The sequence below is a fragment of the Nonomuraea sp. NPDC050328 genome, assembly GCF_044459405.1.
In the GTDB taxonomy this organism is placed as follows: Bacteria; Actinomycetota; Actinomycetes; order Streptosporangiales; family Streptosporangiaceae; genus Nonomuraea.
This window is the reverse complement of record NZ_JBITIW010000001.1, coordinates 816,230-827,352: the sequence shown is the minus strand read 5'-3', so window position 1 is coordinate 827,352 and position 11,123 is coordinate 816,230. Positions and strand designations below refer to the sequence as shown.

General features: G+C 72.2%; 13 protein-coding genes. 7 read left to right on the top strand and 6 right to left on the bottom strand.

The features are described 5' to 3' along the window. Positions 1-36 precede the first annotated feature (36 nt). Positions 37-1,293: a PucR family transcriptional regulator gene (locus ACIBG7_RS03735; RefSeq protein ID WP_397335072.1), complete on the top strand. Its 1,257-nt coding sequence runs from the start codon at positions 37-39 to the stop codon at positions 1,291-1,293. Here the strand turns inward: ACIBG7_RS03735 and ACIBG7_RS03730 are convergent. The 3 genes from ACIBG7_RS03730 to ACIBG7_RS03720 form a co-directional block, all read right to left on the bottom strand. Further along, the gene (locus ACIBG7_RS03730; protein WP_357916295.1) at positions 1,265-2,116 is read right to left on the bottom strand and encodes an SGNH/GDSL hydrolase family protein; all 852 of its coding nucleotides are present in this window, start codon (positions 2,114-2,116) and stop codon (positions 1,265-1,267) included. The two genes, ACIBG7_RS03735 and ACIBG7_RS03730, sit on opposite strands and share 29 nt — an antisense overlap. Positions 2,117-2,157: 41 nt before the next feature. Continuing rightward, positions 2,158-3,285, bottom strand: a complete 1,128-nt coding sequence (locus tag ACIBG7_RS03725; RefSeq protein ID WP_397335071.1) for an alkaline phosphatase PhoX — start codon at positions 3,283-3,285, stop codon at positions 2,158-2,160. Positions 3,286-3,421: 136 nt separating this feature from the next. Continuing rightward, positions 3,422-3,790 carry a MarR family transcriptional regulator gene (locus ACIBG7_RS03720; RefSeq protein WP_357916300.1) on the bottom strand — a complete coding sequence of 123 codons (369 nt, stop codon included), beginning with the start codon at positions 3,788-3,790 and terminating at the stop codon, positions 3,422-3,424. 87 nt (positions 3,791-3,877) lie between these two features. Here ACIBG7_RS03720 and ACIBG7_RS03715 point away from each other — a divergent pair, with 87 nt between their 5' ends. The 6 genes from ACIBG7_RS03715 to ACIBG7_RS03690 all read left to right on the top strand — a co-directional run bounded on the left by ACIBG7_RS03715 (position 3,878) and on the right by ACIBG7_RS03690 (position 8,994). Continuing rightward, positions 3,878-5,290, top strand: coding sequence for an MFS transporter (locus ACIBG7_RS03715; RefSeq protein ID WP_357916303.1), 1,413 nt, complete (start codon positions 3,878-3,880; stop codon positions 5,288-5,290). Positions 5,291-5,400: 110 nt separating this feature from the next. After that, on the top strand, positions 5,401-6,057 hold the full coding sequence (locus ACIBG7_RS03710; RefSeq protein ID WP_357916306.1) for a hypothetical protein: 657 nt from the start codon (positions 5,401-5,403) through the stop codon (positions 6,055-6,057). An 8-nt stretch (positions 6,058-6,065) separates the two neighbouring features. After that, on the top strand, positions 6,066-6,413 hold the full coding sequence (locus ACIBG7_RS03705) for a cupin domain-containing protein (RefSeq protein ID WP_397335070.1): 348 nt from the start codon (positions 6,066-6,068) through the stop codon (positions 6,411-6,413). Between the two features lie 16 nt (positions 6,414-6,429). Beyond that, entirely contained in the window at positions 6,430-7,500 is a 1,071-nt protein-coding gene (locus ACIBG7_RS03700; RefSeq protein ID WP_357916312.1) for an adenosine deaminase, read from the top strand. Beyond that, positions 7,497-8,123 carry a PH domain-containing protein gene (locus tag ACIBG7_RS03695; protein ID WP_357916315.1) on the top strand — a complete coding sequence of 209 codons (627 nt, stop codon included), beginning with the start codon at positions 7,497-7,499 and terminating at the stop codon, positions 8,121-8,123. Before ACIBG7_RS03700 ends, ACIBG7_RS03695 begins: the two co-directional genes overlap by 4 nt. A 52-nt stretch (positions 8,124-8,175) precedes the next feature. Beyond that, a complete protein-coding gene (locus ACIBG7_RS03690) occupies positions 8,176-8,994 on the top strand; it encodes a MerR family transcriptional regulator (RefSeq protein WP_397335069.1) in 819 nt (272 codons plus the stop codon). A 3-nt stretch (positions 8,995-8,997) separates the two neighbouring features. Here the strand turns inward: ACIBG7_RS03690 and ACIBG7_RS03685 are convergent, their stop codons facing one another. The 3 genes from ACIBG7_RS03685 to ACIBG7_RS03675 all read right to left on the bottom strand — a co-directional run bounded on the left by ACIBG7_RS03685 (position 8,998) and on the right by ACIBG7_RS03675 (position 11,091). Further along, positions 8,998-9,909, bottom strand: a complete 912-nt coding sequence (locus tag ACIBG7_RS03685) for a TIGR04500 family putative peptide maturation system protein (RefSeq protein WP_397335068.1) — start codon at positions 9,907-9,909, stop codon at positions 8,998-9,000. Next, on the bottom strand, positions 9,906-10,874 hold the full coding sequence (locus tag ACIBG7_RS03680) for an MvdC/MvdD family ATP grasp protein (protein WP_397335067.1): 969 nt from the start codon (positions 10,872-10,874) through the stop codon (positions 9,906-9,908). Before ACIBG7_RS03680 ends, ACIBG7_RS03685 begins: the two co-directional genes overlap by 4 nt. 76 nt (positions 10,875-10,950) lie before the next feature. After that, the gene (locus ACIBG7_RS03675; RefSeq protein WP_357916326.1) at positions 10,951-11,091 is read right to left on the bottom strand and encodes a hypothetical protein; all 141 of its coding nucleotides are present in this window, start codon (positions 11,089-11,091) and stop codon (positions 10,951-10,953) included. Between the last annotated feature and the right edge of the window lie 32 nt (positions 11,092-11,123).

The window sequence follows — 11,123 nt, the reverse complement described above, 5'->3', positions numbered from 1 at the left end:
CTTGCTGCCGGGTGCCGCCTTTGGCAGGGTTCGAGCATGGCCGAGCCGCTCACCCTGTCCGGGCGCCGCGTGCACGAGGTGCTGGAACGTCAGACGCGGGCGCTGGCCAGGCGGCTGGTGACGGCGTTCGCCGAGCAGATCCCCATCTACCGGCGGCTGCCGCGCGAGGAGCTCGACGGCGAGATCCTCGGCATCGTCGAGCACAACCTGCGGGTGATCGGCCGCATGTTCCGCGACCGCCGCCCGCCCACGCGCGCCGAGCTGGCCCCGCTGCGCACCTCCGCCGCCCGCCGGGCGCAGGAGGGCGTGCCGCTGGAGGCGCTGCTGGCCGCCTACCACCTGGGCGCCAGGACCATCTGGGAGCACCTGTTCGCCGAGGCCGAGCCGGACGACTTCGCCGACGTGCTGGCCGCCAACCGGCTGGTGCTGGTCTACGTCGAGGCGGTCACCGCCGCCGTCTGCACCGCCTACGTGCAGGAGCGCGAGGGCATGCTCAGCCAGGAGCAGCACGCGATGCACGCCACCGTCTCGGCGATGCTGGCCGGCGACCAGGAGGCGCTGACCGGGGTACGGCTGGCGCCGCGTTACCTGGTGCTGGCGCTGGCCATCGGCCCGCACCCGGACGAGCGTTCCTCCGAGCCGGGCGCGGCGGTCGCGGGCCGGCGCAAGCTCCACCGCGTACGGCACGCCCTCCAACGCCACGCGGCCGAGCAGGTGCTGTCGGTCCTCGACGGCACCGGCGGCCACGTGCTCGTCCCGCTCCCGGCGGCCCACGAGGGGGAAGAGGCCGGGCCGGTCCCCGGGGAGATCGTCGCGGCGGCGGCCAAGGCGGCCGGAGCACCGGTGTGGGCGGCGGCCGAGGTGGCCGCGGCGGCAGAGGTCGCCGGGGCGGCGCACCTGACCGGCGAGGTGCTGGAGGTGGTCCGGCTCTTCCACCTGCCGCCCGGCGCGTACCGGCTGGCGGACGTGTTGCTGGAGTACCAGCTCACCCGGCCGAGCGAGGCGACCGAGGCGCTGGCGGGGCTGCTGGACCCGCTGCTCGACTACCCCGACCTGCTGCGCACGCTGAAGGTCTACCTGGACAGCGGGCTCGATCGGCGGCGCACGGCCGAGCTGCTGCACGTGCACCCGAACACCGTGGACTACCGGCTGCGCCGGGCGGTGGTGCTGACCGGGCTGGACCCGGTCGATCCGGGGCACCTGCAGCGGATCGGCGCGGCGCTGGCGGCCCGGCGCCTGGCCGGGCCGCCAGCCGTACCGAAGATCAATGGGCACCCGAGACGGCGGCTGTGACGGCGGTGGCGAAGCCGCGCATGCCGTTGGCGTTGGGGTGGAACGGGGTGGCCGGGTTGGCGGGGATGTAGGGCTCGATCCAGCGGGTGTTCGGGCCGGTGCACGGGTCGTGGCCGACGCTGGGGGCCTGGAGGTCGATGAAGCCGACGCCGGCCGCGGCGGCCTGCTCGGCGAGCATCTGGTTGAAGTAGATGAGGGTGGCGCGGATGTAGTTGGCGTCGCGGCGCAGGATCGGCACGGTCGGGTAGCAGCCGTTCTCGCGGGCGTAGGTGGCGTAGCCGACGACGAAGATCCTGGCCTGCGGGGCGCGGGCGCGGATGTCGGCGGCGAGCTGCACCAGCACCGGGCGGAGCGCGTCGGTCTTGACCCGCCACTCGTCCTGGCCGCCGGACTGGTAGTCGTCGTAGCAGTAGTCGCCGACCGGCGGCGGCAGCAGGTTGAGGCAGTCCTCGATGAAGCCGGTCAGCCCCACGTCGTTGGCGCCGATCTGCACGGTGACCAGGGTGGTGTCGGCGCTGACCGCGTCGAGCTGGGCGGGCACCGCGCCGAGGTCGGTGTTCTGCGGCTGGTACATGTCCTCGGTCTCGGCGCCGGAGCAGGTGACGTCGCGGAGGACGGCGGCGCCGATGGCCCGGGCGGTGAGGTGGGCGTAGTTGCGGTCGGAGCGGAAGCAGCCGAGCTGGGGCAGGATCTGGTTGGGGATGAGCGGGCCGGAGGCGGCCGAGTCGCCGAGCGCGACGTAGACCTCTCCGGCGGTGGCGGCTCTGGCGGGCAGGGCCAGGGTGGCCAGCACCAGCACGGCGGCGAGCAGCGTACGGAACACGCGGGTGCTCCTTTCGGGGGGTGGGGGGTGACTCCGTGCGGCTAGTGGCGGAAGGGGCCGGTGACCTCGTAGGTGATGCCGCCGGTGCCGGCGCGCTCGCCGCTGGTCCCGCGCTGGGAGGAGAAGTACAGGCGGGTGCCGTCGGGGGAGAAGGCGGGGCCGGTGATCTCGGACTGGCTCTGGCCGTCGAGGCGTAAGACGGGGGCGACGACGCCGTCCGGCGTGATGATGTTGATCTCCATGTTGCCGCCGTCCTCGGCGACGTACAGGTCGCCCGAGGCGACGCCGGTGATGTTGTCCACGCCGTCGAGGCTGCCGCCGCCGTCGTAGACGTGGGAGAGCGTCATGCGGGCGGCGTCGAAGGCCCAGACCTTGCGGTCGCCCTTGGCGGTGAAGTAGCAGACGCCGCCGGAGTAGTGGCAGCCCTCGCCGCCGTCGAAGTGGCGCGCGGCGCTCACCTGGTGGCGCGTCTGCGTCTGGAAGACGCCGGGGGTGGCGTCGGGGACCGGCCGCCACTCCACGCCGCCGGAGGCGGTCGAGCAGAGCACGTCCAGGCGGCCGCTGGACAGGTCGCCCCAGACGGCCGGGACGAAGCGGTAGAAGCAGCCGTCGCTCTCGTCCTCGGTGAGGTAGACGACGCGGCGGTCGGGGTCGCAGGCGGCCGCCTCGTGCTTGAACTTGCCCATGGCCGGGCGCTGCTGCGGGCCGCGGTTGCCGTACGGGTCGGTCTCGTAGACCTTGCCGCGGAAGATCTCCTCGCACGACAGCCAGGTGTTCCAGGGGGTGCGCCCGCCGGCGCAGTTGAGGTTGGTGCCGGACAGGATGCGGTAGGCGCGCTCGATCGAGCCGTCGGCCCTGAACTTGATCGCCGAGGCGCCGCCGGCCAGCGGGATCTCGGAGTTGGAGACGTAGATCCAGCCGCTGCCGTCGGCGAAGCAGGCGCCGCCGTCGGGCGCGGGATGCCAGAGGGTGCCGCCGACGAGCCGGCCGGAGCGGGCGACGACGCGGCTGGAGAAGCCGGACGGCAGGGCGACGCCGTTGCCGTCCGGCGCGCCCAGCGGTCCGTACGGGCTGGCTCCCGCCCTGGTCGAGGCGAGGGCGGCCTCCTGCCACACGGCTCCGGAGAAGGCCACCGCCCCCAGTCCGGCGAGGAAGGTACGGCGCTGCACAGGGACTCCCTTGGTCGAGGTCGGGTGCAGCCTCACGATGAGCCATGGGGGTCCGGCTGTGAACTGGACCGGACGGTAAAGCTATCGGTCAAGCTTTGTGAGTCATCACAAAGGGGACCGTGGGGCCTGGGAGCGGTCAGACCGACTCGGACTCGAAGATCTCGGCGAGCACGGAGCGGTAGGTGGGCAGCGCCTCGGCGTAGCGGGCGCGGCCGGCCGGGGTGGCGCAGACGGAGACGCCGCGGCGGTCCTGGGGGCAGACGTCGCGGCTGACGAGGTCGGCCCGTTCGAGCCGGGCCACGACGCGCGACAGGGCGCTCTGGCTGAGGTGCACCTCGTGGCAGAGTTCTTGCACGCGGTAGGACTTGTCGTTCGAGACGATCCGGTCGAGGACCTCGAACTCGCTGGGGCCCAGATCGTGCTTGGCGCCCAGCTCGCGTTCGAGCGCGCACATGGTCTTGGCGTGCTTGGCGAGCACGTCGCGCCAGGCCTCAACCTCGTTCATGACGCGGAGGTTACCACGAGACCAATTCCCATGCAACGGAATTTAATGCTGTTGCATTAGATGCGAGTGCATGTAATCTTTTGACTCATGTCCTCTTCCTCTTCCTCCTTCCGTTGGGGCGCCTTGACCGTCCTCTGCGCTGTGATCTTCCTGGACGCGCTCGACGTCTCGATGGTCGGTGTGGCCCTACCTTCCATCCAGGCGGACCTTGGACTGTCGACCGCCTCGCTGCAGTGGGTGGTCAGTGGCTACGTGCTCGGCTACGGCGGTCTGCTGCTGCTCGGCGGCCGGACCGCCGACCTGCTCGGGCGACGCAGGGTGTTCCTGGTCGCGCTGGGCGTCTTCGCGGTGGCCTCGCTGCTGGGCGGCATCGTCGACGACGGCGCGCTGCTGATCGCGGCCCGGTTCGTGAAGGGCGTGAGCGCCGCGTTCACCGCCCCGGCCGCCTTGTCGATCATCACCACGACCTTCCCTGAAGGTCCGCTGCGCAACAGGGCGCTGAGCATCTTCACCGCCTCCGGCGCCAGCGGCTTCTCGCTGGGCCTGGTGCTCTCCGGTCTGCTGACCGAGCTGGGCTGGCGCTGGACCTTCCTGATGCCGGTCCCGGTGGCGCTGATCGCGCTGGTGGCGGCGATCAAGGTGCTGGAGCGCGGTCGCGAGGAGCGCGCCGAGGGCGGCTACGACCTGCTCGGCGCGGTCCTGATCACCGCTTCCATGCTGCTCCTGGTCTTCACCGTCGTGCAGGCGCCGGAGGCCGGCTGGAGCTCCTTCCGCACCCTCGGCTCGCTGGCGCTGGCCGTCGCCCTGCTCGGCCTCTTCGTGGTCGTCGAGCGGCGCGTCAAGCACCCCCTCGTCCGGCTCGGCCTGCTCCGGTCCGCGCCGATCGTCCGGGCCAACCTCGGACTGGTCATCCTGTTCGGCTCCTACGTGGGCTTCCAGTTCGTGATGATGCAGTACTTCCAGAACCTGCTGCACTGGTCGGCCCTCCAGACCGCCCTGGCCTTCCTGCCCGCCGGCCTGCTGGTCGCGATCACCTCCACCAAGATGGGCGACTTCGCCGACCGCTTCGGCACCGGCAAGCTGATCGTCATCGGCTCGGCCGCCCTGGCCGCCGGGTACGCGATCTTCCTCGGCATCTCGGCCACGCCCAGCATCGGCTTCATGGTCCTGCCCGGCATGATCCTGCTCGGCATCGCCTTCGCCCTGTCCTTCCCGGCCCTCAACATCCAGGCCACCAACGGCGTCCACGACGACGAGCAGGGCCTGGCCTCGGGCCTGCTCAACACCTCCGGCCAGGTGGGCGGCGCGGTCGTGCTGGCCATCGGCACCGCCGTCCTGACCTCCCAGTCCACCGGCGGCCTCACCATCGAGGCGCTGCGCGCGGCGATCGTCGTCTCGCTCGTGCTCGGCCTGGCCGGGCTGGCCATCTCGGCCTTCGGCATCAAGTCCCGCAAGGCCGTGCCGGCGGTCGAGGAGCCCAAGCTCTACGAGACCGTCTGAATCCCTCCGGCGCACGGGGGCGAGGGCCTTCCCTCCGGGGAAGGCCCTCTGCCATGCCGGTCCGTGATAGCGCGCCGCATGCGCGGGGGCGAGCTGGGAACCTAACAGTCATGCGCTCCTCACGCGTGGTCACAGCTTCCGCGGTCGCCCTGGTCCTGCTGGCCGGGTGCGGCGCGGGCACGACGACGGCCGGGTCCAGCTCGCCGGTGGGCGGGATGCCCGCGGGGTCGAGGTCGCCTGCCGTACCGGAAACGAGCGGCTCGCAGGCATCCCCGGCGGATCCCACGAAGCCGGTGGATCCCACGAAGCCCGCCGCTCCCAAGAGCCCGGCCGTGCCGGTGCCGACGGACACTCGCGAGCGGCAGGCCGAGGGCGAGGGGGAGGCGGCGCTGGTGACGCGGGTGCGCTTCGCCCGGCACGCCGGCTTCGACCGGGTGGTGATCGACCTGAAGGGCGACCTGCCCGGCTACGACGCGCGCTGGGAGAAGGGCCTGCACGAGGACGGCTCCGGCCGCAGGATCAACGTCAAGGGCGGCGCCTACCTGCACGTGCGGCTGCACCCCGCCAACGCGCACACCGACGACGGCCGGGCGACCTGGAAGGGCGGCCCGATCTTCCAGGCCGACCTGGGCAACGTGACCGACGTGGTGCGCACCGGCGACTTCGAGGGCTACGTGGGCGTCGGGCTGGTCCTGGCGCGCAAGGCCGGGTTCGAGATCCGCACGCAGACCAGCCCCAACCGCCTCGTGGTGGACGTGGCACACTGAGTCCTGTGGTGAGAAAGATCGAAGGGGCGACCCGGATCCCGGTGCCCGGCGGCAAGGTCATCGAAGAGCACATCGGCCGCGTGAACAGCGAGGACGAGTCCATCTCCATCGCGCACATGGTGGCGCCGGCCAACTGGGAGGAGCCCGCCCAGACGCCGTCGTTCACCGAGTACACCGTCGTCCTGCGGGGCACCGTCCTGGTGGAGCACGCCGGCGGCGTGACCGAGGTGTCGGCGGGGCAGTCCATCGTCACCTCGCCGGGAGAGAAGGTGCGCTACAGCACCGGCGCGGAAGGCGCGGAGTACGTGGCGGTCTGCCTGCCCGCCTTCGCTCCTGACACGGCCAACCGGGACTAGCGCCTAAGATGACGAGATGAGCCAGCGACCCACTCTCGAGGAGATCCGCCGCGCGCCCAAGGTGCTGCTCCACGACCACCTTGACGGCGGGCTGCGCGCGGAGACCATCGTCGACCTGGCCCGCGAGACGGGCTACGACCGGCTGCCGACCACCGACCCCGACCAGCTGCGCACCTGGTTCGAGGAGGCGGCCGACTCCGGCTCGCTGGTGCGCTACCTGGAGACCTTCGACCACACCGTCGGCGTCATGCAGACGCGGGAGTCGCTGGTCCGCGTCGCCGCCGAGTGCGCGGAGGACCTCGCCGCCGACGGCGTCGTCTACGCCGAGGTGCGGTACGCGCCCGAGCAGCACACCTCCGCCGGTCTCAGCCTCGACCAGGTCGTCGAGGCGGTCCTGGAGGGCTTCCGGCTCGGCTCCGAGGGCCGCGGCATCCGCGTCGGCACGCTGCTGACCGCGATGCGGCACCAGGCCCGCTCGATGGAGATCGCCGAGCTGGCGGTCCGCTACCGCGACGTCGGCGTGGTCGGCTTCGACATCGCCGGCGCCGAGGCCGGCTACCCGCCCACCCGCCACCTCGACGCCTTCGAGTACCTCCAGCGGGAGAACGCGCACTTCACCATCCACGCCGGCGAGGCCTTCGGCCTGCCGTCCATCTGGCAGGCGATCCAGTGGTGCGGCGCCGACCGGCTCGGCCACGGCGTGCGCATCATCGACGACATCACCGAGGACGGCGCCAAGCTCGGCCGCCTGGCCGCCTACGTGCGCGACAAGCGCATCCCGCTGGAGATGTGCCCGACCTCCAACCTGCAGACCGGGGCCGCCGACTCCATCGCCCAGCACCCGATCGGGCTGCTGCGCCGGCTCAACTTCCGCGTCACGGTCAACACCGACAACCGGCTGATGAGCTCCACCAGCGTCTCGGAGGAGTTCCACAAGCTGGTCGAGGCGTTCGACTACGGCTGGGACGACCTGCAGTGGTTCACCGTCAACGCCATGAAGTCGGCCTTCATCCCCTTCGACGAGCGGCTCTCGCTCATCAACGGCGTGATCAAGCCGGGCTTCGCGCAGCTCAAGTGGCGAGCATGAAACAGACGTTCCGCTCCACCACCGCGTTCGTCTTCGGATGGGTGTGGCTGGCCTTCGTGGCGTTCAACGCCTACGACCTGACGGCCAACTACACCGGCAAGGGCACGCTGGTCGCGGCCGCGGTGCTGGGCGGGCTCACCGCGCTGGTCTACCTGACCGGCCTGCGGCCCGCCACCACGCTCACCGACGAGGCGCTGGTGGTGCGCAACCCGTTCCGCAGCGTCACGCTGCCCTGGTCCACCGTCGGCGACGTGCAGGTGGGCCACTCGATCTCGGTCGAGTACGGCGAGCCGGACGCCCAGGGCAAGCCGCGCGTGCTGCGCCTGTGGACCCCGATGGCCTCCGCCCGCGAGCGGGCCAAGGCCCAGCAGCGCGCCCTGCCCAAGCCCCAGCGCGGCAAGCTCCGCACCGAACCCGCCCGCACCAAGGCCGAGCAGGCCATGGCCGAGGCGATGGCCGGCAAGACGCACGCCGACTGGGTCGGCGAGCAGGTGACCCAGCGGGCCGAGGCCGCCCGGATGAGCCAGGCGGCCCCCGGCGAGGTCCGGATGGCGTGGGCCTACGACTCCTTCGCCGTGGTCCTGGCCGCGCTCGCGCTGGTGGTCGTGGCCGTCCTGGCCTGAGCGCCCGCCGGTTGACCCTGACACCGTGTGAGGTCGTAGACCTGGAGGAGTCATGTTCAGCATCGGAGACTTCGCCAGGCTCGGCCTCGTGTCGGTGCGCATGTTGCGGCACTACGACGCGATCGGCCTGCTGCGCCCCGCCCGGGTCGACCCCGTCTCGGGGTACCGGTCCTACCAGGCCGCCCAGCTCGCGCGGCTCAACCGCATCGTCGCGCTGAAGGACCTCGGGTTCACGCTCGACCAGGTGAGCCGGATCCTCGACGACAAGGTCAGCGCCGAGGAACTGCACGGCATGGTACGGCTGCGCAGAGCCCAGCTCGAAGCGCAGATCAGCGCCGACCTGCAACGGCTGCAGGGCGTCGAGGCGCGGCTCCGGATGATCGAGGAAGAGGGAGCCATGCAGCCTCTGGAAGTGATCGTGAAGCGGGTCGAGCGGGTGCGGGTGGTGGAGCTGAGCGGCCAGGCGGCCGGCTACGAGCCGGCGGACATCACGCCGGTGATCCAGCCGCTGTTCGAGCAGCTCTGGGAGCGGGCGCAGGCGACCGGTCTGACGCCCGTGGGCGCGTGCCTGGCGTACTACCTGGACGCCGCCGACGGGGCGGTGTCGGTGCACGCGGCGATGCCCATCGCAGGTGACGGCGAAGGCGCCGGCGGGCTGGACGTGGTGGACCTGCCCGAGCTGAAGCAGGCGGCCACGTTGATCCACCGCGGTCCGATGGACGGGGTCGGCGCCTCCTTCCAGGCGCTGGCCACCTGGGTGGAGGACAACGGCTTCCGTGCGCTGGGGCTGGCCCGGGAGGTCTACCTCGACTGCCCGGACGAGGTGGCGGACTGGGTGACCGAGCTCCAGATGGAGATCGCTCCCGCCTGAGTCTCACCACCAGTGCCAGCGCACGTCCGCGCGGGTGCGGCGCTCGGCGAGCCAGGCCGCGTAGGCGAGCTGCCCGGCCTGCCGGAGCGCCCGCTCGTCGCCGTCGGGGGCGGGACGACGGGTTCGCACCTCGCCGGTGAGCCAGCCGTCGCCGTACCGGACCGGACCGACCCGGTCGCCCGAGCGCAACGGCTCCGGCAGTTCCCAGACCGGCTGCTCGGCCGGCTCGGGCAGGGCCACCGGGGTGGGGGAGTGCGTGATCACCCAGGTCGCCAGGGCCAGCTCGACGGTCGCCGGGTTCTGGGCCAGCCAGCCCGGCGCGAGCTCCGCCTCCTTGCGGCGGCGGAAGCGGCGGCGCTTGCCGTACTCCTCGATGTAGTCCTGGAAGCTCTCCGGCGTCAGTCCCATGGCCTCCAGCCAGGCGAGCATGGCGGCCCGGTCGTGCAGGCCGCGGGCCCGCCGGAAGTCGTCGGCGGCCTCCTGGAGCTCGGCGTCGGAGAGCGGCTCCGGGTCGGCCGCCACGGCGGCGCGCACCAGGCACAGCTCGACGATCTCGTCGTGCCGGCCGAGCGAGCGCACCAGCACCATCGCCTCCGGCAGCGACAGGTGGCCGCCGTCGACGCTGACGAGCTGGTTGGCCGCCCAGTGCGTGGAGTGGTCGATCAGCCAGGGCACGCCGTCGTCGGGCGGGCTGGTCAGCGCCACCGTGCCGCCGTCGGGGTGGTCGAGCAGCAGGTCGTAGTCGACGACGGGGGAGCCCGGGCGCAGGTCGGTGACCAGCTCGGCGTTGAGCTCGGGATGCGCGGCGCTCCAGCCGGCGACCAGCTCGCGTGCCTGCCGTACCCCGGCCCGGCTGCGGTCGAGCCGGCGCAGCAGCGCGACCGCCGACTCCAGGGCGGCGCCGAAAGCGGTCATCGGGTCCCTCCGGTCAGCCAGCGGGCGACGGCGTCGCCGATCGGCAGGCCCGAGGCCTCCTCGACGCCGCCCCACTCGCCGTTCGGGTTGATCTCCAGGAAGACGTAGTCGCCCTCGGGGGTCAGGATGAGGTCGATCGCGCCGAAGGTGAGCCCCAGGCCGGCGACCAGGTCCACGCAGCGCCGCTCCAGCTCGCGGGGGAGCGCGTGCGGCCGGCAGAGCACCCGGCCGGTGTCGTAGTGCCGCCAGTCGTCCCTGGTGGTCCGGTGCGACTGGGAGTCGATCTCGGCGGCGAAGACGCGCTCGCCCACCACCGTCACGCGCAGCTCGACGTGCTTGGCGACGTACGGCTGCAGGATGACCGGCTCGTGCCGGATGGCGTGCCGCGCGGTGAGCATCCGCCGCGTCGTCACCGTGGTGAAGACCGTGTGCGTCTCGCCGCGCAGGGTGAAGGGCGGGTCGTCGATGAGCTTGGCGACCATGCGGCCCTCGCTGCGCTCGTACATCCGCCTGGCGGCGGCCGGATCGTTGGTCACCAGCGTGGGCGGGGCGGTGAAGCCCAGCTCGACCGCCCGGGCCAGATGGATGATCTTGTTGTGCGCGCGCCGCACCGCCGAGGGCGGCCCCGGCAGCCACGGCACGGCCAGCGTCTCCCAGATGCCGTCCAGCAGCCGCCGGGCCTGCCCCGCCGCGTGCGCGCGGTGGGACGGCTCGGCGACCGCCGTCGCGGCCTCGGGCACGGTCGCGAGCCGGTTCCAGACAGCTCGCACCCGGCCCAGGTCGACCTCGTCCGCACCGGTGCGCAGGGTGAACCGTGGCCTGCCACCGGTGAAGTCGGCGGTCACCGTGCCCGAGGCCGGGTAGGTGGCGGGATCGAACGCCAGGCACTCGACCCCCTGCCGCTCGATCTTGGGAACGACCGTCCCGACAGTGGTGTCGGTCCTGGCGGCCAGGACGAGCAGCACGTCGCCTCCATGAGTAGGTGGCCGCGGGGCGTTCGCGCCGGTCCCCGCGGCCGGTCTAGCTAGCGGTCAGCCCGGATCAGTGGCCGTAGCCCATGATGTAGGCGCCGTTGGCGGCCACGACCTCCTTGGTCCACTGGGCGCGGCGTGCACCGCTGAGCAGCGCGAGGTCCTCCTCGCGGATCTCTGCCGCCTCGAGGTCGTCAAGGTTGAGTCGCATGACGTCCTCCTCTCTGCCGCGTGCTGCGGCGA

Coding starts and splice junctions, on each gene's coding strand:
- ACIBG7_RS03735 (WP_397335072.1), top strand. CDS start 37: ATGGCCGAGCCGCTCACCCTGTCCGGGCGCCGCGTGCACGAGGTGCTG.
- ACIBG7_RS03720 (WP_357916300.1), bottom strand. CDS start 3,790: ATGAACGAGGTTGAGGCCTGGCGCGACGTGCTCGCCAAGCACGCCAAG.
- ACIBG7_RS03715 (WP_357916303.1), top strand. CDS start 3,878: ATGTCCTCTTCCTCTTCCTCCTTCCGTTGGGGCGCCTTGACCGTCCTC.
- ACIBG7_RS03710 (WP_357916306.1), top strand. CDS start 5,401: ATGCGCTCCTCACGCGTGGTCACAGCTTCCGCGGTCGCCCTGGTCCTG.
- ACIBG7_RS03700 (WP_357916312.1), top strand. CDS start 6,430: ATGAGCCAGCGACCCACTCTCGAGGAGATCCGCCGCGCGCCCAAGGTG.
- ACIBG7_RS03695 (WP_357916315.1), top strand. CDS start 7,497: ATGAAACAGACGTTCCGCTCCACCACCGCGTTCGTCTTCGGATGGGTG.
- ACIBG7_RS03690 (WP_397335069.1), top strand. CDS start 8,176: ATGTTCAGCATCGGAGACTTCGCCAGGCTCGGCCTCGTGTCGGTGCGC.
- ACIBG7_RS03685 (WP_397335068.1), bottom strand. CDS start 9,909: ATGACCGCTTTCGGCGCCGCCCTGGAGTCGGCGGTCGCGCTGCTGCGC.
- ACIBG7_RS03675 (WP_357916326.1), bottom strand. CDS start 11,091: ATGCGACTCAACCTTGACGACCTCGAGGCGGCAGAGATCCGCGAGGAG.